The following is a 22133-nucleotide window of genomic DNA, read 5'->3' as shown; positions in this document are numbered from 1 at the left end:
GTCAGCCTCCCCGCAGGACGTCAGCCAGGCGAGGCCAAGGCGACGACGTCGAGGCGACATGCGGCGGCGCTGCCGTCCGCTCCGCTCCGCGCAGCTTGGCGGATCGCGCGCGGGGATTGGCTTCGATCTCCGCATCCGTGGCCACGATCGGCTTGCGGTGAAGCAGCTGGAAGCTCGGCTTCTCCTGCGCGACTTCGGGCAAATGGCGCGAGCCGCCGCCAGTCTTGCTGCGCTCCGCCAGGAACAATTTGACGATACGATCTTCCAGCGAATGGAACGAGACAACGGCCAGCCGGCCGCCTGGCGGCAACAGGCGCTCGGCTGCCGACAGCGCCTGTTCGAGCTCGTCGAGTTCCTCGTTGACGAGGATACGCAACGCCTGGAACGTCCGGGTCGCCGGATGGATGTCGCCCGGCTTCGATCTCACCACGCGCGCGACGATGTCGGCCAGTTGCCGGGTCGTGGCGATCTGCTGCTCCTTACGGGCGGCGACGATCGCCCGCGCGACCGCACGCGAGTGCCGTTCCTCGCCAAAGATATAGATGACATCGGCCAGAGCGCGCTCGGATGCGTGCGCGATGACATCGGCGGCGGTCGGTCCCGCACCGGCCATCCGCATGTCGAGCGGCCCATCGAACCGGAACGAAAAGCCGCGGGCCGCAGTATCGAGCTGCATCGACGAGACGCCGACATCCATCACGATGCCGTCCACGTGGGTGAGGCCCTGCTCTGCGCAGATCTCGGCGATCTGGGAAAAGCGATTCTCGATCAGGGTCAGGCGGCCGCCCGCTTCCGCGACCAGATCGGCGCCCGCTTCGACGGCCGTCCTGTCGCGGTCGATTCCGATCACCCGCGTTCCCGGCACAGCCAGGATCAGCCTTGTGTAGCCGCCCGCGCCGAAGGTCGCGTCGACATAGGTCCCGCCCTCGCGGGCGGCGAGCAGCTCGACCGCCTCAGGGCCGAGCACGGGAACATGCCGCAGGTCAGCCGAACTCACGCGGCAGCTCCGCCCGGCTGCCGCGGTTCCAGATTGGCTTTGGTCGGCTGCGAGCCCATCGCGCCTTCGATCCTCGCGCCCCGTCACTGCGCCAAGCCGTCGCCCCGCACGGTCGACGGCCAGCCCTGCAAAAGCCTGCACCCCGGCCCACGGATTGCGGGCCGGGGCGATCCTCGGTTCATCAACGCTCGCACGCTGCCGGATGCCCCCGACAGCGCTCGAACCCGTGATATCCCGTGCAGGACCTTGCATATGGCGGCTTGCCGTCCCGAAAGCCGGCTTGGCTCTTCACCACTTAGTAACGGCCTTTAGCGTTAACAAACCGTTGACGGTCTGTGGCGGATGTTAGGCAGCGGTTCACGCCTCTGTTTGGGGCCTCGAGCCGCGCGCGCGGCGCTCTGATCAATATGAGGGGCTCGCATGCGATTTCGATTGCGACTGGGACATGCAAAAGAGTAGTGCCTGCCCATATTCGATTTGAGCTATTTGCCTCGCCGCCTGCTTCGAGTGCTTCATGCCGAACTCAACAGACAAGCCCGAATCGAAGCGCCCTCGTGCGCTGCCGATCCCTAAGGGCGTCTCGGACCTGCCTGTTTTCACGCCAGACTCCTCGATCGCGTCGGACGTGATCCCGTCGGCGAATTTCGGTGAGCGCAAGGGCGGCCGCCAGCCGGACATGATCATCCTGCATTACACGGGCATGCCCGACGTGGAGGGCGCGATCACCAAGCTGTGCACCGCCGGCAGCGAGGTGTCGGCGCATTACGTCGTGCTCGAGGACGGACGCATCGTCCAATGCGTGCCGGAAGCGATGCGGGCCTGGCACGCCGGCCTTTCGTCCTGGGGCGGTGACGAGGACATCAATTCGTGTTCCATCGGCGTCGAGATCGTCAATCGCGGTCACGATTGGGGCTATCCGGACTTCCCGCCGCGGCAGATCGCGGCCGTCATCGCGCTGTGCCGCGGCATCATGCTCCGCCGCAACGTTCCGGCGCATCGCGTGCTCGGCCATTCCGACGTTGCGCCGTCGCGCAAGAAGGATCCCGGCGAGAAGTTTCCGTGGCACTCCCTTGCCAATTCCGGAGTCGGCCATTGGGTGCAGCCCGCGGCGATCAGCAAGGGCGAGACCTTGAAGCTCGGCAGCATCGGCGATGACGTGAAAGGCCTGCAGAAGGCGCTGGCCAAATATGGCTACGGCGTGCCGATCACCGGCAAGTTCGACGGCATCACGATGGATGTGGTCACGGCGTTCCAGCGACACTTTCGTCCTGAAAAGATCGACGGCATCGCCGACCGTTCGACGCTGTGGACGCTGCACGCGCTGCTGACCAGCCTGCCGGAAGAGGCCGCGCCGCGCGCCTGATTCGTCATGCAGCCCCCGCGTCGAGCTCACCGAGCCGGCGCGCGTAGAGGCGCTTGAGCGGCGCCAATTGCGTCGCTGCGCTCGCCTCGAGATAGGCGTCGCGCGCCTCGTCGCGGCGATCGAGACGTCGCAATAGGTCCGCGCGCACGGCCGGCAGCAAATCGTATTGTTTCAGGCCGCCGCGCGCGGCGAGCGAATCAACCAGCGAGAGCGCGCGCGCCGGGCCGTCGACCATCGAGACGGCGGCCGCATGATTGAGCTCGATGACGGGCGACGGCGCAATCCGCAGCAGCACCTCGTAGAGGCCGACGATCTGGCGCCAGTCGGTGTGCGCGTAGCTTGGCGCCTGCGCATGGAGCGCGGCGATCGCCGCCTGGACCGTGTAGGGCTGCGGCCGCCCTCCGGCGATGAGTGCCTCTTCGACCAGCGCGAGTCCTTCGGCGATCTGGGCACCATTCCACAGCGCGCGATCCTGCTCTTCCAGCAGCACGATGTCGCCCGACGAGTCGGTGCGACTGGCGCGGCGCGCATCGTGCAGCAGCATCAAGGCGAGCAGGCCTTTGACGTCGCGCGCGTCCGGCATCAGGGCAAGCACCAGCCGCCCCAGCCGGATCGCCTCATGCGCGAGATCATGGCGGATCAATTCGGGACCGGAGGTCGCCAGATAGCCTTCGGTGAACACGAGATAGATCACGGTCAGCACGCCGCGAAGGCGCTCGTCCAGCGCATCGCGTCCGGGTACCTCGTAGGGAATGCCGGCGAGGCGGATCTTCTGCTTGGCCCGCACCAGGCGCTGCGCCATGGCGTCCTCGCTGGCGAGAAAGGCACGAGCAACCTCGGCTGTTGTCAGGCCACAGACCGTGCGCAAGGTCAGCGCCACCTGCACCTCCGGCGCGAAGGACGGATGGCAGCAGGTGAAGATCAGCCGCAGCATGTCGTCGTCGAGATCGACGGGGCCGCCGTCGTCCTCGCCGACGGCGTCGCGCTCGATCGCATGCACGATCTCGGCTTCCTTGTCGCGGAAGTTGCGCTGCCGCCGGATGCGATCGATCGCCTTGTTGCGCGCAACGTTGACCAGCCACGCCCGCGGATTGGCGGGGACTTCGGGTCCCCGCCAAGCGAGAAGCGCCGTCGCGAACGCCTCCTGCAGCGCATCTTCGGCCAGATCGAAATCGCCGACGAGCCTGATCAGGGTCGCGAGCGCCCGGCCGGACTCGTCGCGGAACACTTTCTCGATGGCACCGGGCGTCATCTCGTCGGCCGCAGCGGTGGCTTCAATGATTGTACTGCCAGACCGGCCTGACCTCGATCGAGCCGAGGCGGGCGCCGGGAATCCGCGCGGCGATGCCGATCGCCTCGTCGATGTTCTTGGCCTCGATCATGTAGTAGCCGCCGAGCTGCTCGCGGGTCTCGGCGAACGGACCGTCGGTGGTCAGGATCTTGCCGTCGCGCACGCGCACCGTCGTCGACGTCGAGGTCGGCTGCAGCCGGTCACCGCCCTTGTAGTTTCCGCTCGATATGATCGATTGGGTGAAGCTCTGATATTCGGCGAGCATCTTGCCTTCGGCCTCCTTCTCCATCTTGGCGTATTCGACCTCGTTCAGATAGATCATCAACAGGTACTGCATCGGACTTGCTCCTCTCTTCGGCTGGATCGCCGACATCCAGTCGAACGGCAGCGACGCGAAACGACACGCCGAGCATAATATTTTCCGCCGGCATGGCGACGGCTTGACGTACCGGTCGAGAAGCCCCATTCAAGCCGCGTCAGTCGGCCGGACGGCCGCTCCGACAGGTGCCGAAAGGCCGCCGGGGAGGAAAGTCCGGGCTCCATCGACATGCGGTGCCGGATAACGTCCGGCGGGGGCGACCCCAGGGACAGTGCCACAGAGAACGAACCGCTTCCTCCCGCAAGGGAGGCAGTAAGGGTGAAAAGGTGCGGTAAGAGCGCACCGCGGGGCCGGCAACGGAACCGGCATGGTAAACCCCACCGGGAGCAAAACCGAATAGGGACGGCCACGCGGAGACAATCGTTTCGACGATGACGTCCGCGGGAGCGATGTCAGGCTCGCCGTCCGGGTAGGTTGCCCGAGGTCTCGCGCAAGCGCGATCCCAGAGGAATGGCCGTCACGTATCGTCATGCGCAAGCATCACGGTGCCCTACAGAACCCGGCTTACAGGCCGGCTGATATGTTCATGAGGGGCTCGACGCACCAGCGTCGGGCCCCTCGCCATTTTGACTAGCCCGCGGCTGAGAGCTGGCCGAACTCGGTGGCCTGGCGCTCGAACAGGCTGCGGTACAGCCCACCGGATCGGCTGACGAGCGCGGCATGATTGCCCTGCTCGACGATGCGGCCACGGTCGAACACCAGGATGCGGTCGAGGCTGCGCACGGTCGCCAGCCGATGCGCGATCACGATCGCCGTCCGGCCCTTCATCAGCCGCTCCATCGCCTCCTGGATCAGCGCCTCCGACTCCGAGTCGAGGCTCGAGGTCGCCTCGTCCAGGATCAGCACGCGCGCATCCGCCAGGAACGCCCGCGCCAGCGCCACCCGCTGCCGCTCGCCGCCCGACAGCTTGACGCCGCGCTCACCGACCAGGGTGCCGTAGCCCTTGGGCAGGCGCATGATGAACTCGTGCGCGTTCGCAAGTCGCGCCGCCTGCTCGATCTCGGCCTGGCTGGCGCCGGGGCGGCCATAGGCGATGTTCTCGGCGAGCGAGCGGTGGAACAGGATCGGCTCCTGCTGCACGATGGCGATCTGGCTGCGCAGCGAATCCTGTTTCGCGTGCGCAATGTCCCGCCCGTCGATCAGGATCCGGCCGCCGCTGACGTCGTACAGCCGCTGCACCAGCTTGACGAAGGTCGTCTTGCCGGAGCCGGAGCGCCCGACCAGCCCGATCCGCTCGCCCGGCCGGATGTCCACGGACAGCCGGTCGTACAGCGGGACGCGGTGGCCGCCATAGTGGAACGTCACCGCATCGAACACGATGTGCCCGCCGGTCACCGTCATCGCCTTGGCTCCCGCGGCATCGACGATGCCGATCGGCTCGCCATGGATCGCCACCAGCTCGTCCATGTCGTTGACCGCGCGCTGCAGGTTGTTGATGTGCATGCCGACGTCACGCAGGTAGGCATGGATCACGTAGTAGCTGGTCAGCACATAGGTGACGTCGCCCGGCGAAGCCCGGCCTGCCATCCACAGCAGCACGGCGCCGCCGATTACCGACGAGCGCAGGCACAGCAGCACGCCGAGCTGCACGGCTGCGGTCGTGTTGTAGCGCAGCCAGGTGCGGCTGACGCGCCGGGACCAGCGGTTGACGACGCGCATCAGCCGGCCGTCCTCGCGGGCCTCCGCCCCGAACGACTTCACCACCGCGTTGCAGCTGAGCGCATCCGCGAGCGTCCCGCCGACCTTGGTGTCCCAGGCATTGGAGATCCGCGCGGCGGGGGCGATGTAGCGGGTCGAGAACACGACCGTCATCGCCACGTACAGCACCGCGCCGACGGCGATCACCGCGCCGAGCGCGCCCCAGTGCAGGCCGAGCAGCACCATCGAGCCGAGCAGCACCGAGAGCGAGGGCAGCAGCGCCAGCAGGATGGTGTCGTTGTAGAGGTCGAGCGCCCACATGCCCCGGGTGATCTTGCGCACCGTCGAGCCTGCGAAGCTGTTGGCGTGCCAGTCGGTGGAGAAGCGCTGCACGCGCACGAACGCCTCCCGCGCCACATCGGACATGATGCGGAGCGTGAACGGCACGATCAGTTGCAGGCCGGACAATCGCAGCACGATCGAGGCGAAGCCGAGCGCGACGATGGCCGCGAACGCCACCACCGCCGCGTGCCGCGCATCGGCATTCGATGGGCCGAGCGTCAGCGCGTCGACGAGTTTGCCGGAGAATAGCGGCATGAACAGGTCGGCGGCGGTGGCGCCGAGCAGGCACACGGCGATGCCGAGGGTCATGCGCGGCTGCTTCAGCCAGTGGCGGGTCACGAACGGGATCACGACGCGGATGGCGGCGGGACGCTTGTCGGCCTTCAGGCCGGAGACGTTGAGGGTCATGGCATCATCCGGCCGCGCGCGCGGGCGCCAGGCCGGCTCCAAATGAAGCAGACGCGAGGCGACGCGCGGTCTGCGAATGATGAATCAGATTGTGGGAAGTACGGCGGCGCTCAATGCGAGCGGCGGAACACCAGGACCGGCATCGACCGTGCGGGCGTAGAGAGCACGAGGGTCGAAAGCGCGAGCATCGACCGGGTGCAAACGGTCTGCAGATGCGATGTAGTCATGCAGATCTCCCCGGTTCGAGCGACAATTCGTGGTCCATACCATCGATGGTACGATTTGGCAACCCGCGGTCGTCGCGCGGGCCGCTCACGTCAATGTGCGTCGCCGCCGCCGGCCATCGGCGAGCTCGGCTTGTTGAGCAGCAGCACCATGAAGCTGAGCGCGATGTAGAAGCAGGTCAGCATGAAGAACGCGTCGCCATAACCCATCACCACGGCCTGGCGGTGCACGATCTGCGACAGCTGCTTCATCGCCATCAGTGCGGAATCGCCCATGCCCTGCAGCTTCTGCTGCAGCATGTTGAGCGTCTCGACCGCGGTGGCGTTGCCCCAGTTCACGCGCTCGTGCAGGCGCGAGATGTGCAGGTCGGTGCGGTCGTTCAGCACCTGGTTGATGATCGCAAGGCCGACGGCGCCGCCGAGATTGCGCATCAAATTGAACAGGCCCGAGGCGTTCTTGACGCGGTCGGGCGCAAGCGTGCCGAGCGCGATGTTGTTGGTCGGGACCATCGCGCACATCATGCCGACGCCGCGCATCACCTGCGGGACGAACAGCTCCCAGAAGTCGTAGTCGCGGGTGATGCCGGTCATCTGGTAGGAGCCGATCGCGAAGATGACGAGGCCGAAGGCGATGATCAGCCGCATGTCGATCTTCACCATCAGTCGGCCGACCACCGGCGCCATCAGGAACATCACGACGCCGGAGACGAACATCGTCTCGCCGATCATCAGCGCGCTGTAGCCTCTGACTTCCGCGAGATAGCGCGGATAGATGTAGGTCAGGCCGTAGAGGCCGATGCCGATGCAGAATTGCAGGAGGCAGCCGACGGCGAAATTACGGTTGCCGAAGGCGTAGAGGTCGACGATCGGCTCGTCCGCCGTCAGCACCCGCCAGAAGAAGCCGATCGCGGACACCGCGCACACCGCGGCGAAGATCGCCACCGACGTGTCCTGCAGCCACTCATATTGCGGCCCCTCCTCCAGCACATATTCGAGCGAGCCGAGGAAGCCGGCCATGAACAGGAGGCCCCACCAGTCGAAGCGCTCCAGCAGCTCGAAATGCGGCTCGTCGAAATCGACCAGCGCCAGCACGCCGATGGTGATCAGGATGCCCGGCGGGATGTTGACGAAGAACAGCCAGTGCCACGACATCGCGTCGGTGATGTAGCCGCCGACGGTCGGGCCGACGGTCGGCGCCAAGGTCGCGACCAGGCCGATGATCGGACCGACGATGTGGAACTTGGAGCGCGGAAACACCGTGTAGGCCGAGGCGAACACGGTCGGGATCATGCCGGCGCCGAGGAAACCCTGCAGCGCGCGCCACAGGATCATCTGCTCGATCGACGAGGCGAAGCCGCACAGGAAGCTGGAGATGGTGAAGCCGGCGGCCGAGATCGCGAACAACAGCCGCGTGCCGAGCGCGCGCGACAGGAAACCGGACAAGGGAATCGCGATCACTTCGGCGATCAGATAGGCGGTCTGCACCCACGACACTTCGCTGGAGCTCGCCGACAGGCCGGCCTGGATCTCGGTCAGCGACGCCGACACGATCTGGATGTCCAGGATCGACATGAACATGCCGAACACCATGATCAGAAACGCGATCAGCCTGCGCGGCGCGATGCGGTCCGACGGCGCCGCGGGCGCGCTCATGGTGGGGTTGGCTGTGGTGGCGGTGGCCATGGTCAGTTGTCCGCTGGAGTCGATGACCGCGCCACGATCTCGGTGTTCTCCCCTCCCCCTTGCGGGGAGGGGTCGGGGGTGGGGGTCCCCAACGGCGGTCTCGCCCGGAGTACCCCCCTCCCCAACCCTCCCCCACAAGGGGGGAGGGAGCTCACTTCCCGGGACGCGACAGCTCGTGCCATCGCGTCACTTCAAACTGCTTTCCTGGTCTAACTACTTCCCCTGCACCGTCGCCGGTGCGTCGAGGTCGCCATCATTATCCGCATCCTTGGCGCCGTCGGTGGTATCCACCGTCACGTAGACCGACATGCCGGCGCGCAAGAGGTTCTGGCGCGCGACGTCCCTCGGCACGCGGATGCGGACCGGCAGGCGCTGCACGATCTTGGTGAAGTTGCCCGTCGCATTGTCCGGCGGCAGCAAGGTGAACACCGAGCCCGCGGCCGGCGAGATGCTGTCGACCGCGCCCTTGAAGCCGCGCGCGCCATAGGCATCGACCTTGATCGTCACCGGCTGGCCGGGACGAATGCGCTTCAGCTGCGTTTCCTTGAAGTTCGCGTCGATGAAAACATCATCCAGCGGCACGACGTTGCCGAGCCGCTGGCCGACCGCGACGAAATCGCCGGTGTTGACGAGGCGGTTGGCGAAGGTGCCGTCGACCGGCGCGCGCACAGTGGCGAATTCGAGATCGCGCTCGGCCTTGGCGAGCGAGGTCTTCAGTTCGGCGAGTTGCGCTGCCGCCTCCGCCTGCTGCGCCTTGGTGACCTCGACATTGTCGCGCGCGGCATCGAACGCGGCGCGGGCGGCGCGCACCGCGGCCAGGCCCTGGTCGCGCGCGGCTTCCGACTGCTCGAAGGTCGCATGCGAGGCAAAACCCTTGGTGCTCAGCGCCTGCTGGCGCTCATAGTCGAGCCCGGCGCGCTTCATCGCGGCTTCCGACGAGGTCAGATTGGCCTGCGCCTGCTCCACCGCGCTCTGCTGCGCGGCGACCTGGCGGCCGATGCGGGCGATGGTCGCTTCCTGCGTCGCGATCTTCGCGCGCGCGGCGTCGACCGCGATCTTGTAGTCGCCGTCGTCGATGCGGAAGATCACGTCGCCCTTGCGCACCACCGAATTGTCGCGCGGCACGATCTCATGGATGTGGCCGGAGACGCGCGCGCCAAGCATGGTGTTGTTGGCGCGGACATAGGAATCGTCGGTCGAGACCATGAAGCGGCCGACCAGGAAATAATGCGTGGCGTAGCCGGCTGCGGCGAGCGCCAGCAGCAGGCCGATGCCGGCGAGGACGCGCTTGCGCTTACCGGATTTCGGCGGCGCGGCTGTCGCACCCTGGGTCTTCTGTCCCCCGGGAGCACCCGCCGGCGCCGCGGGCCGTTCGGCCGGCGCTTCGGTGGTGACGTCGGCTGAGGTGTCGAGCTTGCGCGACACCGCCTCGCTGGATTGCGGACGGGCCGCCTCGGGCTTGGCCTGGCTCGGCGCACTCTCCGACTCGGGCCGGCGTGCCCGCACAGCCTGTTCCCTCGCTGCAGCCATCACAGACTCCCACCCATGGCAGCGGGGCCGCTTCGCCCCAAAGAAATCGACCGAACCGTTCGGTCAATTTGATCTCTATCATTGACCGAACCGTTCGGTCAATCTATATCTTCGCGACTGCAACATACTCGCTCACGTCCTGTCGCGACGTTGCCTCGACAGCCTTTTTCGGGAACAGCCTGAACCAATGATTGAGGGCGACCACACCACTACCCCCGTGACGCAGGACGAGGATTCCTCGAAGCGGCGCCAGATTCTCGACGGCGCCCGCAAGGTCTTCATGGACCTCGGCTTCGACGGCGCCAGCATGGGCGAGATCGCGCGCGCCGCCGGCGTCTCCAAGGGCACGCTCTACGTCTACTTCGCCGACAAATTCCGCCTGTTCGAGGCGATCGTCGAAGAGGAGACGGTTCATCGCGGCGCCTCGAACTTCAGCTTCGACCCGGCGCGGGATGCCGCCACCGTGCTGTACGAGTTCGGCTCGGCCTGGATCGCGGTGGTGTGCCGGCCGGGCGGCGGTTCCGCGATCCGGACCGTGATGGCGATCGCGGAGCGGATGCCGGAGGTCGGGCGGCGCTATTATGATTGCGTCCTCGAGGGCACCATCAGCCGGCTGGCGGCCTATCTGCAGGCCCGCGTCGAGGCGAAGGAGCTCGCCATCGACGACTGCCATCTCGCCGCGTCGCAGTTTCAGCTGATGTGCCAGGCGACCTTGTTCCTGCCCTTCATCTTCCAGGGCGCGCCGGCGCCGGCACCGGAGGATGTTCACCGCGTGGTGTCGAGCGCCGTGCGCATGTTCATCACCACCTACGGCATCAAGAACTGAGCCGTTGCCGTCGGCGCTGAAGCGCGCAGCCGTGGAAGTCACGAACACGTCCGCCAAAGACATGCATTCTCCTCCTCGCGGCAGGTGACGCCCGAGCTTTGCGATCAGATCACGCCCGCTCGATCGGAGGGCGCAGGGAAGGCCGGGCGCTGGCCGCGCCCGTGGCCCGCCTGCGGAAAAAAAATGCAGGCGGCAGGTACCACAGGTCTGGCCGAGAACACCCGGCCTTCCCTGCGCGATGGGTTGACGGCTTATACGCAGTCTCCCCGGTGTCCGGGCTTGTTAGCCACCGTCATCCGCGACGACGCTTTCAACGTCGCCTTACGAACTTGACGCCAGCATCGGGGCGCCAGGACCCTACGACTTCACCGTCCTGCCGGTCGCGTTCGTCCGCTCGCGATTCCAGCGCGCTGCGCGCCGACAGGCCACCGCTCCCCACCTCCAACGCTCGTGACGACCGCGAAACGTCCCTCTTCGATCGAGGCGGGATGGGGAGAGAAAAACATGGAATTCGGAAAAATGGAAGGTGATTATTTTTACGCGGGGGACTGGACAGGGCAAATCAGCTTGATGGGACTGCGGAAATGAGTTTCTGCGCGCACGCCTTTTCGGTGGCTCGCAAATGTCCCTCCGCCGTCATTGCGAGCGAAGCGAAGCAATCCAGGGGCGTCACCCGCGACTCTGGATTGCTTCCGCCGTCGCCCTGCGGGCTCTGGCGGACAAGTCGTCGCTTGCGCTCCTCGCAATGACGATTGGGGCATGCTGCGCCCTCCCCCCTCAACCGTCATCGCCCGGCTTGACCGGGCGATCCAGTACTCCGAGACGGCTGTGATAGCGCCGAGAAGCCGCGGCGTACTGGATACCCGCTTTCGCTGGTGTGACGGCGGAGTGTGGGACGAGCCGCACGCCCCAAATCCAGTGTCATCCCGGCCAAGGCCGCCAACGCGACAGCGTTGGTGGTCGCCGACCCGGGATCCATACGCCCGTGCCGGTCGTGGCTGGGCACCATGTAGCGGCCAGCGTGCCTCAACCCACGCCCTGTGGTTATGGATCCCAGATCGGCGCGCGCGTGACCGCGCGCTTGTCCGGGACGACAGGGGAGGACTGAGTTGGCAGCGCGGGCATGACGGCGGAGTGCACCGTAAGCAACCGAGACACCGCGGTGGGCACGGCGCGCGAGGGACCAAATTCTATCAGCAGCATCGGGGCGCGCCTTTGCCCACCCCCCTACTTCTTCACGCTCTTCGTCGTGTGGGAATGCGAATGGCTGTGGCTGCTGCTATGGCTGTGCGAATGGCTGTGCCCATGCCCCGCCGCCGGCTCGATCGGCATCAGCGCGACGTGGCCGTGGCGGACGCCGCGTTCGGCGATGACGTGGTCGGCGAAGGCCTTGACCTCACGGCGCTCGCCCTTGAGCACGGTGACCTCGAGGCAGCTCTCCTGGTCGATGTGGACGTGGAGCGTCGCCTGCGCCAGCCCGGAATGGTCGTGCGCCTCCTGCGTCAGGCGCTTCGGCAGTTCGCGCGCGGCGTGGTCGTAGACGTAGCTCAGTGTCGCGATGCATGGGCGGGTGTCGCTGGCGCCGGTGTCGGCGCTCTCCAGGCCGCTGCGCAGGAGGTCGCGAAACGCCTCGGAGCGGTTGTCGTAGCCGCGCCGTTCCATGAAGGCATCGACCTCCGCGAGCAGATCGTCGTCGATGGTGATCGTCAGGCGCTGCATGCATCGTCTCCCGGCGGCAACACTGTTCCATGAGCTTGAGGTTGAGTATGATGTTTGCTCGTTGACATCATACTGGTGTCACCGTAGCGTTATTTAACACTCGACAGTGGGGCGATCCAAGCGAGCGTGCCGGCGGCCAATGAGGGCTGGCGGCGAACGATGCCGTGTGCCCCGATGATGAGATCGAGGCGCGTGGCGACGATGCGGTGGCGTGGAGCGAGTGTTTGGGTGCTGATGGCGGCCTTGGCGCAGCAGGCGGAGGCACATCCCGAGCGCGCTCCGGCCGAGTTGCCCACCGTCGCCGTCGATGCGCCGAAGCACCCCGCCAAGCCGAAACCGCAGGCGAGGCGCGAAGCGCAGCGGCCGAAGCCCGGCACCGTCCGTCCCGCCGCAGGCCTCGTCCCTGTCGCGGCGGCGGCTCCGCCCTCCGGCGCGCCCAATGTCGGCTCCGGCCCGGGGCGCCCGCAGAGCATGGCGAGCGAGACCGTCATCACCGGCGACGACATCAACGCCCGGCCGGCGACGCGGCCCGGCGAGGTGCTGGAAGCCGTGCCCGGCCTGATCGTCACGCAGCATTCCGGCGAAGGCAAAGCCAACCAGTATTTCCTGCGCGGCTACAATCTCGACCACGGCACCGACCTGGCGCTGTTCGTCGACGACGTGCCGGTCAACATGCGCACCCATGCGCACGGCCAGGGCTATGCCGATCTCAACTGGCTGATGCCGGAGACGATCGGCCGCGTCGACGTGCGCAAGGGCCCCTACTTCGCCGACGAGGGCGACTTCGCATCCGTGGGCAGCGTGCATATCGGCCTGATCGACACCGTGCCGAAGGCGATCGCGCAGATGACGGCCGGCAGCTTCGGCTATCGCCGCTTCTTCGGCATGGACTCCGTCCATGTCGGCGACGGCCATTTGCTGATCGCGGGCGAGGCCGGCCGCTATGACGGGCCGTGGACGACGCCCGACGACGCCAAGAAGCTCAACGGCCTGATGCGCTACTCGCAGGGCACAGCGACCGACGGCATCTCGATCACCGGCATGGCCTATGCGAACCGCTGGACGTCGACCGACCAGGTGCCGGAGCGCGCTCTCACCTCCGGCCTGCTCGGCCGCTACGATGCGATCGATCCCAGCGACGGCGGCAAGACCAACCGCTTCGCGCTATCCGGCCGGATCGCGGGGACCGATGAATCCGGATCGTGGAAGGCCAACGCCTATGTCGTGAAGAGCCAGCTCGATCTCTACAACAACTTCACCTACGCGCTGCGCGATCCCGTCAATGGCGATCAGTTCCACCAGCATGACGACCGGCTGATGATCGGCGCCAATGCGTCCCGGACGTTCAACGGCAGTTTCGCCGGGCGGCCGATGGAGACCACCTTCGGTGTCCAGACCCGCTATGACGACATCGCGCTGGCGCTCAGCTACACGGCGCAACGCAACTATCTGAGCCCCGTGCGCAGCGACAAGGTCGGCGAAGGCAGCATCGGGCTCTATGCCGAGAACACCGTGCGCTGGACCGACTGGCTGCGCACCACCGTCGGCTATCGCGGCGACACCTACCAGACCCACGTCTTCTCGCTGTACAACGGCAACAACACCGGCGATGCGGCGGCGAGCCTCGGCAGCCCGAAGTTTCGCATGGTGATCGGGCCGTTCGAGAAGACCGAGTTCTTCCTCGGCGCCGGCTATGGCATGCACAGCAACGACGCCCGCGGCGCCACCACCACGGACGATCCGACGGCGCCGGGCAGCCGGATCGAATCGTCGCCGCTGCTGGTGCGCACCAAAGGCGCCGAGGTCGGCGTGCGCACGCGGATCATTCCGGGGCTCGACTCGTCGCTCAGCGTCTTCATGCACAACCAGGACTCGGAAATCCTGTTCTCGGGCGATGCCGGCAACACCGAGGCGAGCCGGCCGAGCCGCCGCTACGGCTTCGAACTGACCAACCGCTATCGGCCGGCCTCCTGGATCGACATCGACGCCGATCTTGCGATGACGCATGCGCGCTTCGTCGGCGACAACACCGATCAGGCCGACGCCTACGCGCAGCTCGTCGCCGCCGGCGCGCCGGCCGAGGTGCTGCGCGGCAATGCGCCCGGCAACTACATCCCCAACGCGCCCGCGATGATCGCCTCCGCCGGCATCACGCTGGGCGAACAGACCGGCTGGTTCGGCGGTTTGCGCTGGCGTTATCTCGGATCAACGCCGCTGACCGAGGACAACTTCTTCCGCTCGACCGCCACCAGCGTTTTCAACGGCCGCATCGGCTTCCGCGACGCCAATGGCTGGCGCATCCAGCTCGACGTTCTGAACCTGCTCAACACCAAGGCCAACCAGATCTCCTACGGCTACGGCTCGCTGCTGCGGACCGACCAGCTCTACCAGGCATGCTACGGCAGCACGCCCACGGGCGTGCCGGCGCAAATCTGCCAGACCGGAATCATGGACCGCATCCTCCACCCGATCGAGCCGCTGACGTTCAGGGTGACGGTGGCTGGGACGTTCTAGAACGCGTTCGTCATAGCCGCGGATCGTTCCCTCGGCCGCATGTCGTTGCTCCGATCTTCGATCGAGGCACACGCTCGCCGCACGAACGGTGCGCTCCCCTCCCCCTTGCGGGGAGGGGTCGGGGGTGGGGGTCCGCGGACTCCGCTGCCGATGATGAGCCCCGGCCCTATTCACATGCACGTCGCGCTATCGCCGCGCTTACAGGTAACAGCATCACAAGGGTGCCACTCACTAAGTTCGGCGCCCGGAGACCCCACCCCCAACCCCTCCCCGCAAGGGGCAGGGCTATCGCACGTGACTGAGGAGTTCGAAAAAGAAGTCATCGCTCCAACCGGCGCGCTTGAGCTTGAGACGCAACGAGGTGGATGTGTCGGGGTGGGCTCTGGCGACATTGAGGGCCAGGCGCCTGAGCACGGCAAGGTTAGCGGGACCGTTGTCCTTGCGGTTGCGGGCGAGATCCTCGTCGAGAACGACATCGAGCGGCCAGTGCAGGCCGTTTTCGATGCTCCAATGGGTGCGAACGATGCGCAGAACTTCCGTGCGGCTGAAGTTCTTGCTCATCAGAAAGTAGCGTTCGACAGTTTTGTCCTTGCCGCGCTTGCTCTTGATCCGCGCGACGGCTTTGAGGCCTGGAAAGTTGTGTTTCGTCGCCATGTCCTTGACGGGCACCACGAGCGCACTGCGCTTTTCCTTGCGGCCATGGTCTGCATCGGTCATGGCGACCGCTTTGCTGCCCTTGCGCGCCGCTGCGGCGATCGCCGCTCGTGCGTCGGCCAGCAGAGCGGGCTGGTTCTCCTTCACCGCCAGGACGTAGTCGCCACCTCGCGTCACGATCTGCTTGGCCATCTCGCGATGGCAGTGCAGTGCGTCGGCTGTCACAACGCACCCCTTGAGCTGCAGAAGCTGCAGCAATTGCAAAGCGCCGGCCACTTCGTTGTTGTCTGGCGCCAGAACATTGGCCAGCGCCATGCGCGTCTGCGCCGCCCATGCCGTGACCATGACCGGCGGCATGTGGCTCTTGCCGCGTTCATAACCTCGCCGGAGCGCCTTTCCATCCAGGGCGATCACGCCCTGCGGCTGTGCGATCTTCGCGCCTTCGGCGAAGGCTTCCATGAAGCGCCGGAATGCCGTCTCGAACGCCTTCGGGTCGAGCATGCGGAACACACGGCTGAACGTGTCGTGGCTCGGAAATCCATGCTTGAGCACCAGCACATCTTTCCAGAGATAGGCCTTCGACCGCGCAAACAGCGCCATGTCGGTACAACTGGTCGCCCCGCACAACGTCGCCATCAGCGCAATGAACAAAATCTCCGTCAGATCGTGCAGCGCATTGTCCGCGCGCGGGTCGGGCAGGTCTTCGAAGCATTCCGAGAATCGGTCCATCGGCAGCTCCTTCCAGCTCAGGAGCCGCCTTCAGAATCGATTTTTGACCGGATCACAATGCCTTACAGCGTAATTTCACATGCGATTCCCCTGCCGCAAGGGGGAGGGGAGTTCACCGTCGCCTTGGCGAAGAGCTCGGCGTCGTGAGGAGAAGAGCTCGGACTGATAAGGAGTCGACTTAGGCAGCTCGAAGCGATGCTGATGAAGATCGACGTGGCAGCGGCGGTGCGCTCCCTCTCCCCGTTCTTCACGGGGAGAGGGTCGGGGTGAGGGGCAGCGGCACGGGTGGTGTGAATGGCGGTCTCCAACAGTCCTTGCCAAGCCGAAGCAAGACAACTGCATCACCGAAGACTTAGGATGGCGGGGAATTGAACTCATTACTTGCTCCGTCCGTGTGGCTGCCCCTCACCCCAGCCCTCTCCCCGTAAAGAACGGGGAGAGGGAGCGCACCGCGCTCGCTGCTAGAGGGCAGCCTAACCAGGCGAGACCATACAAGCCTGCAGCTCCTCACCCACACAACGGCGGTCCGTCCGCGACGATCGCGATCTCGAACTCGAGATCGTCCCCGCTGAAGTCGTCGCAGGCCTCCCTCTCCGGCTGCACCCGCCACGGGATCGGCTTCGGCGGCAGCAGCGCCAGTCGCTCGGCATCGGCCACGGCGCGGCGGGCGGTCTTGAGCGAGCGGCACACCAGCACGGGATGCTCCTCGGTGCTGACCTCGAAGCCCGCGCCAATCGCCCTGATGCGATACGATGCCATCTCCACCACTCCCACTCCGGCAGCAAACCAGAACCCCGCGCGCCTTGTTCCTGGCGAGTGTGGCAGGTCTAGTGTCGGCCAATGGCGGACGAATGGGATGGTGAACGGACCGTTAACCCTGATCTCGCGCTGGTGATGATGACGTGCCGGAGCGGGACATGCACGGCTTTGCGCCTGACCGAGGCGCGAGAAATCCACAGCGGCGCACAGGAGGGGGAATGGCGAGTAGCGAATAGGGCAAGGAGCGAAGACGGGAGATCCCTATTCGCCACTCGCCTCTCAGTAATCCCGGTACTCGTCTTCCTCGTTGATCAACTGGCCGATCGACTTGGGCTGCTTGCGCGAGGCGATCGAGCTGGTCACGTCGGGATCGCGCTGGCCGTAGCCGTAGCGGCGCTGCTGGGCGCGGGCGGCGACCGTCTCGCCGGATTGCGCGGCAGGCTGGCAGATCAGCCGGCGGCTGGCGCGGCGCATCAGGTCCACGTGGATGTGATCGTAGTGATAGACGTTCGAGCCCGGCGCGAGCACGGTGGTGAACTGCTGGCAGGCCCCGCCCTGGATGTCGCGCAGAAAGCCCTGCTCTTCCGGCAGACCGATCCAGCCGTCCTTGACGGTGATGCGGCGGCCGTCCGAGAGGATGAAGGCCGAGATGTCGAGCGCGTTGCCGAAGGCGTGCTCGGAGATGTGCGCGCTCGGATTGCCGTTCATGCCGCGGCAGGAATAGGCCGAGATCTGCTTGATCTCGACCACGCGCTGGCCGAACCAGCGCTGCGCCGCCGGCTGCACCGATTCCGCGAGCCAGCGATCGAGCGCCGAGACGATCGGACAGGCCAGCGTCGCGGTCGGCTTCACCGCCACCGGACCGACTGTGCCGACCGGATCGCGCGAGGGCCCGAGCCGCGGCGGGGGCTCCTGCTGCGGATACGCGGTGCGCGGCGCCGGCTGGCCTCGATACGGCGCGGCGGGATACGACCTGTCGGCCGGCAGGTTGACGTCATCCTCGCCGGCGGGCGGCTCGAGTTGCAGCGGCGCGCCTGGCGCTGCGCCATAGCCCGGCTGCGCCGATGCCGCGGGATAGCCAGCATTCGACGGCGGATAGACCGGCTGCGGCTGATAGGTCGACGACGGATAGTTTTGCGGCTGCTTGTTGATCGGCCAGCGCGGCTGGCCGCCGATCGATCCCGGCGGGCGCAGGCTCTCGTCGGCGAAGCCATAGCTCGCGGTCGCTTCGCCGAGCGCCGCCACCTTCAACGGGTAGTCGGCGCCGCACATGCCGGGGCCGGAGATCGGATCGATGCGGACGATGTCCGCGCTCTCCTCCACCGCTCCTGATTTCAGGCAGGCGATCTCGGCCTCGGCCCGCCACGGCTCGCGCTCCTGGAAGAATCCACGGCCGCAACCCGCAAGCGAAACAAGGACGATGGAGCCGACGAGATACAAACGAACTCCGCGCGTCATGTGCAGAGGTTTGCGGCAATTTGCTTAAGGAGCTGTCAACGTCGTCTGTTCACGGCACGGAAACCATTGCGGCGCGCGAGCTGATCGAAACTCGCGCAAGCGGCAGCGCCGCTGTCTTTTCTGCCGCTGCAGACAGGTTAATCTCCGCCGCAGTCCGAAAACGCTGAGAACGGGAGCCGTGTCATGACCCCTGCCGGTCGGTGGAGCACGATGGTCGCGTATGCTGCGTTTGCCTTCGTTGGCGCAATCGTGATCGGGCTGGTCTAGGAGCCGCAGCGCGTGACGCGCGCGCGTCCGGCCGGCGTCGCCCGCTCGGCGGACGCGACGGTGACCTGCGTCACAGATCGGCGGGTCTCAGCCCCTTAAAAGTTCCCTCAGGTTCACGACGCCGCCCCGAGGGAGCTCATCATGAAGACCGTCTTTCTGGCCGCAGCCGCCGTTCTGATCGCGAGCAGCGCCGCGCAGGCTGGCAGCTCGATCGCGTTCGATTTCGACGGCCGCAAGATCCGCGTCACCGTCCCGCGCAACTGCCAGTCGCTGTCGTGCCTGCAGGTCTCCGGCATCGATCTCAGCGGGCTGAAATCCAAGCTCGACGATGATGACACGCCCGCCACGAGCACGGCGCCGGCCGCAACCGCTCCGGCGGCGCCAACGCCGGCCCCCGTCGCGACAGCACCCGCGGTCACCGCCCCTGCGCCGGTTGCTGCGCCTGCCGCCGCCGCGCCGGTCGTGACGCCGCCTGCGCCCGTTGCGGCCGCTCCCGCTCCGGCACCGACCGTACAGATGCCAGTGGCACCCGCCCCGGTCACTGCGACCGCGCCTGCTCCCGTGGTCCAGCCGCAGCCCGCCGCCCCTGCTCCCGTACCGACCACCGTGGCTGCCGCACCCGCGGCTGTTCAGCCCGCACCGGCGCCGGCCGCGGACCCGAACTCGCCGCTCGGCGTGTGGGCCACCGAGGCCGGCAAGGGCAATGTCGTGATCGAGCCGTGCGGACCCAACATCTGCGGCTTCGCCGAGAAGACCCGCGAGAAGATTCTGATCAACATGAAGCCGAAGGACAGCAAATGGGTCGGCCGCATCCATGATCCCGACGGCGGCGGCAACTACGACTCGACGATCGTGCTCAAGAACCCGACCACTCTGCGCGTGCAGGGCTGCGCCTTCGGCGGGCTGTTCTGCGGCGGCCAGACCTGGAAACGTGTGAGCTGACGCCGGTCCCTCGTTCAGCCCACGCGCAAGGCCTCGCCGGTCGCCGGCGAGGCCTTTTTGTTTGTTGCGCTCAGGCGACCTTGGCGGGCATCACAGCCGGCACCGCGCTTTGCGACGGCAGTGACAGCCGCACGCGCAGGCCGCGCGGCGTGTTCGGCATCAAGGCGATGCCGCCCTCATGCTTCTTCATGATCTCCTGCGCGATCGACAGGCCGAGGCCAAAGCCGCCGGCCGATCGCGCCTGGTCGAGCTTGACGAACGGCTCCAGCGCGCGCGCCTGCAACGCCTGCGGAATGCCCGGGCCGTCATCGGCGACCTCGATCGCGATCACGCCCTCGATCGTCGTATCCAGGCTGACCACGACCTGCGTGCCGTGCTTGACCGCGTTCTCGACGACGTTTGTCACCGCGCGCGACAGCGCCCGCGGTCGCCCTTCGCACACCAGCCGCGGCGGTCCCTCGAAGCTGACGGCATGGCCGACATCGGCGAAGTCGCAGCAGATCGTCTCCAACAGGCTCGCGAGCTCGATGCGCGCCGGCTGCTCGGCCTTGGTGTCGTCGCGCAAGTAATCGAGCGTCTCGTCGAGCATGCGGCTGACCTGGTCGATGTCGCGCTGCATGGCCGCGCGCATCTCGACCTGCCCGATCCGATCCGAGCGCAGCCGCAGCCGCGTCAGCGGCGTGCGCAGATCGTGGCTGATCGCCGCCAGCATCCGCGTGCGGTCGTCGAGCAGCGCGCGGATCCGCGCCTGCATCTCGTTCAAGGCGTCGGCGACCTGTACGATCTCCTTCGGCCCGCGCCGGCCGAGCGGCTCCTGGGCGCCCGGCGAGCGGCCGAACGCGCTTGCCGCGCGCGCCATCTCCGACAGAGGCCGGATGATCGCGCGTGCCGCATAGATCGACAGCAGCACGCCGAGGATCAGGATGAGGAACAGGAACACCATGGTCGGCTTGACCACCATCGGCCAGAAGTCGAGCCGCGGCACGTCGTCGAACACCAGCGCGCGCTCGCCGTCGACCTGGACGATGATCTGGGTCGGCGGCGCCGCGCCATAGCTGACACCGTGCAGCAAGGTGATGTCGCGCAGCACACCGAGCTGGCGGCGGGCGAGCTTCGTGGTCAAAGGCACATGGCGCACCGGCTTTGCCAGCAGCGTGAGCGAGGTCAGCGGCACCAGTTCGACGGGGATGCCGGAGCTGCGCAAACTTGAGAGGCTGCTCTCGATAGCGACGGGATCGTTGGCGGCGCGGACGAAATGCACGGCCTCGGCGACGCGCGCGACGCCATAGGCCGGCGATTCCTGCTCGTCGGGGGGATCGAGGAACAACAGCGCCGCGGCGATCATCAGCACCATGCCGAACAGCACCGACAACGACGCCAGGGTCACGATCTGCGTGGTGAGGCCGAGCCGCGGGAACGTGTTGCTGCAGGTCTTGTGATCAGGCTTCATCGAGCGTCTCGACCTTTGGCGTGAACACGTAGCCGCCGAGCCGGACGGTCTTGATCAACGACCAGCTCCTGGCGCCGGGCTCGATCTTCTGGCGGATGCGGCTGATATGGACGTCGATGCTGCGCTCGACCGGACCGGCCTGGCCGCCATGCGCCTGCTCGATCAGTTGCTCGCGCGACAGCACGCGCCCGGCGTTTCGGCAGAATGCGAGGAGAATGTCGAACTCGGCGCTGGTGAGCGTGATCTTGACGCGGTCGGGATCGAACAGCGTGCGCGTCGCGGGCTCGATGCGCCAGCCGTCGAAGATCATCGGCGCCTGACGCGCGGCGATCACCGCCGGATGCAATTGCGAGCGACGCAGCAGCGCGCGGATGCGCGCCACCAGCTCGCGCGGATTGAACGGCTTGACGACGTAGTCGTCGGCGCCAAGCTCGAGGCCGAGGATGCGGTCAATGTCCTCGCCTTTCGCGGTGACCATGATGATCGGCACGGTCGAGATCTGGCGCAGCTTGCGGCAGATGCTCAGGCCGTCCTCATCGGGCAGCATCACGTCGAGCATGATGAGATCGACCTGCTCGCGCTGCAGGACGTCGTGCATGGCGGCTGCGGAGGCGACGAAGCGCGGCGCGAAGCCGTGCTCCTGCAACAGCTCGGTCAGCAGCGCTGCGATCTCGCGATCGTCCTCGACGCAGAGGATGCGCGCCGGCGCCGCGAGGTTGGCGTCGGCGGCCACGACGGTATTGTGTGACGACATCATGCGCAGAACATGGTCGATTTTGGCCGGAAAGAACAGCCCGAAGCGCCTCCCGATCGTGGCGAAATCAAGCTGTATTGTTAAGGCGGAAACATTTCTTCACGCGACTTAACCCTGCGCAACCGGCGGCCCGCCTAAGACTTTTCGGCACCAGACAAACATCACCAGGAAAGTCCTGCGACAAGGCTGACGCGGCCGGCGCGGTG

Annotated in this window: 16 protein-coding genes and 1 other RNA gene; 5 read left to right on the top strand and 12 right to left on the bottom strand. The window is 66.6% G+C overall.

Annotated features, from left to right (window positions below):
- Position 1 precedes the first annotated feature (1 nt).
- Positions 2–997: a 16S rRNA (cytosine(1402)-N(4))-methyltransferase RsmH gene (rsmH, locus tag ACQR1Y_RS05890; protein ID WP_434876659.1), complete on the bottom strand. Its 996-nt coding sequence runs from the start codon at positions 995–997 to the stop codon at positions 2–4.
- 514 nt (positions 998–1511) lie between these two features.
- Here rsmH and ACQR1Y_RS05885 point away from each other — a divergent pair.
- A complete protein-coding gene (locus ACQR1Y_RS05885) occupies positions 1512–2360 on the top strand; it encodes a peptidoglycan recognition protein family protein (RefSeq protein WP_434860635.1) in 849 nt (282 codons plus the stop codon).
- Between the two features lie 4 nt (positions 2361–2364).
- Here the strand turns inward: ACQR1Y_RS05885 and ACQR1Y_RS05880 are convergent, their stop codons facing one another.
- Together ACQR1Y_RS05880 and ACQR1Y_RS05875 are read right to left on the bottom strand one after the other, a co-directional pair.
- Positions 2365–3612 carry an RNA polymerase sigma factor gene (locus tag ACQR1Y_RS05880; RefSeq protein ID WP_434876660.1) on the bottom strand — a complete coding sequence of 416 codons (1248 nt, stop codon included), beginning with the start codon at positions 3610–3612 and terminating at the stop codon, positions 2365–2367.
- 22 nt (positions 3613–3634) lie between these two features.
- Complete coding sequence (locus ACQR1Y_RS05875) at positions 3635–3988, bottom strand: YciI family protein (protein ID WP_434860633.1); 354 nt, start codon at positions 3986–3988, stop codon at positions 3635–3637.
- 139 nt (positions 3989–4127) lie between these two features.
- Between ACQR1Y_RS05875 and rnpB the strand changes: the two genes are divergently transcribed.
- An RNA gene (rnpB, locus tag ACQR1Y_RS05870) (RNase P RNA component class A) lies at positions 4128–4553 on the top strand.
- Positions 4554–4600: 47 nt separating this feature from the next.
- Here the strand turns inward: rnpB and ACQR1Y_RS05865 are convergent.
- From ACQR1Y_RS05865 to ACQR1Y_RS05855, 3 genes are all read right to left on the bottom strand, one after another.
- On the bottom strand, positions 4601–6418 hold the full coding sequence (locus tag ACQR1Y_RS05865; protein ID WP_434876661.1) for an ABC transporter ATP-binding protein: 1818 nt from the start codon (positions 6416–6418) through the stop codon (positions 4601–4603).
- Positions 6419–6735: 317 nt separating this feature from the next.
- Complete coding sequence (locus ACQR1Y_RS05860; protein WP_434876662.1) at positions 6736–8325, bottom strand: DHA2 family efflux MFS transporter permease subunit; 1590 nt, start codon at positions 8323–8325, stop codon at positions 6736–6738.
- A 213-nt stretch (positions 8326–8538) separates the two neighbouring features.
- Positions 8539–9855, bottom strand: coding sequence for an HlyD family efflux transporter periplasmic adaptor subunit (locus tag ACQR1Y_RS05855; protein ID WP_434880133.1), 1317 nt, complete (start codon positions 9853–9855; stop codon positions 8539–8541).
- A 187-nt stretch (positions 9856–10042) separates the two neighbouring features.
- Between ACQR1Y_RS05855 and ACQR1Y_RS05850 the strand changes: the two genes are divergently transcribed.
- A complete protein-coding gene (locus ACQR1Y_RS05850; protein WP_434880132.1) occupies positions 10043–10681 on the top strand; it encodes a TetR/AcrR family transcriptional regulator in 639 nt (212 codons plus the stop codon).
- A 1227-nt stretch (positions 10682–11908) separates the two neighbouring features.
- Here ACQR1Y_RS05850 and nikR read toward each other — a convergent pair.
- Complete coding sequence (gene nikR, locus ACQR1Y_RS05845; RefSeq protein ID WP_434880131.1) at positions 11909–12400, bottom strand: nickel-responsive transcriptional regulator NikR; 492 nt, start codon at positions 12398–12400, stop codon at positions 11909–11911.
- A gap of 201 nt (positions 12401–12601) precedes the next feature.
- Between nikR and ACQR1Y_RS05840 the strand changes: the two genes are divergently transcribed.
- Positions 12602–14914 (top strand): TonB-dependent receptor, encoded by a 2313-nt coding sequence (locus tag ACQR1Y_RS05840; RefSeq protein ID WP_434880134.1) that lies wholly within the window; start codon positions 12602–12604, stop codon positions 14912–14914.
- A gap of 285 nt (positions 14915–15199) precedes the next feature.
- Here ACQR1Y_RS05840 and ACQR1Y_RS05835 read toward each other — a convergent pair whose 3' ends face one another.
- From ACQR1Y_RS05835 to ACQR1Y_RS05825, 3 genes are all read right to left on the bottom strand, one after another.
- Positions 15200–16297 (bottom strand): ISAs1 family transposase, encoded by a 1098-nt coding sequence (locus tag ACQR1Y_RS05835; protein WP_434880129.1) that lies wholly within the window; start codon positions 16295–16297, stop codon positions 15200–15202.
- Positions 16298–16804: 507 nt separating this feature from the next.
- The gene (locus ACQR1Y_RS05830) at positions 16805–17056 is read right to left on the bottom strand and encodes a hypothetical protein (protein ID WP_434860626.1); all 252 of its coding nucleotides are present in this window, start codon (positions 17054–17056) and stop codon (positions 16805–16807) included.
- Between the two features lie 279 nt (positions 17057–17335).
- Positions 17336–18514: an extensin family protein gene (locus tag ACQR1Y_RS05825; RefSeq protein ID WP_434880128.1), complete on the bottom strand. Its 1179-nt coding sequence runs from the start codon at positions 18512–18514 to the stop codon at positions 17336–17338.
- Positions 18515–18922: 408 nt separating this feature from the next.
- Between ACQR1Y_RS05825 and ACQR1Y_RS05820 the strand changes: the two genes are divergently transcribed.
- Positions 18923–19723, top strand: coding sequence for a DUF2147 domain-containing protein (locus ACQR1Y_RS05820; RefSeq protein ID WP_434880127.1), 801 nt, complete (start codon positions 18923–18925; stop codon positions 19721–19723).
- 70 nt (positions 19724–19793) lie between these two features.
- Here ACQR1Y_RS05820 and ACQR1Y_RS05815 read toward each other — a convergent pair whose 3' ends face one another.
- Both ACQR1Y_RS05815 and ACQR1Y_RS05810 read right to left on the bottom strand, forming a co-directional pair.
- Positions 19794–21173, bottom strand: a complete 1380-nt coding sequence (locus ACQR1Y_RS05815; RefSeq protein WP_434880126.1) for an ATP-binding protein — start codon at positions 21171–21173, stop codon at positions 19794–19796.
- Complete coding sequence (locus ACQR1Y_RS05810) at positions 21163–21930, bottom strand: response regulator (protein WP_434880125.1); 768 nt, start codon at positions 21928–21930, stop codon at positions 21163–21165. The genes ACQR1Y_RS05815 and ACQR1Y_RS05810 overlap by 11 nt, the downstream gene beginning before the upstream one ends.
- Between the last annotated feature and the right edge of the window lie 203 nt (positions 21931–22133).

The organism is Bradyrhizobium sp. HKCCYLRH3099, assembly GCF_051167855.1.
In the GTDB taxonomy this organism is placed as follows: domain Bacteria; phylum Pseudomonadota; class Alphaproteobacteria; order Rhizobiales; family Xanthobacteraceae; genus Bradyrhizobium.
The sequence above is the reverse complement of the archived record's forward strand: the minus strand, read 5'-3'. Positions and strand labels throughout refer to the sequence as shown.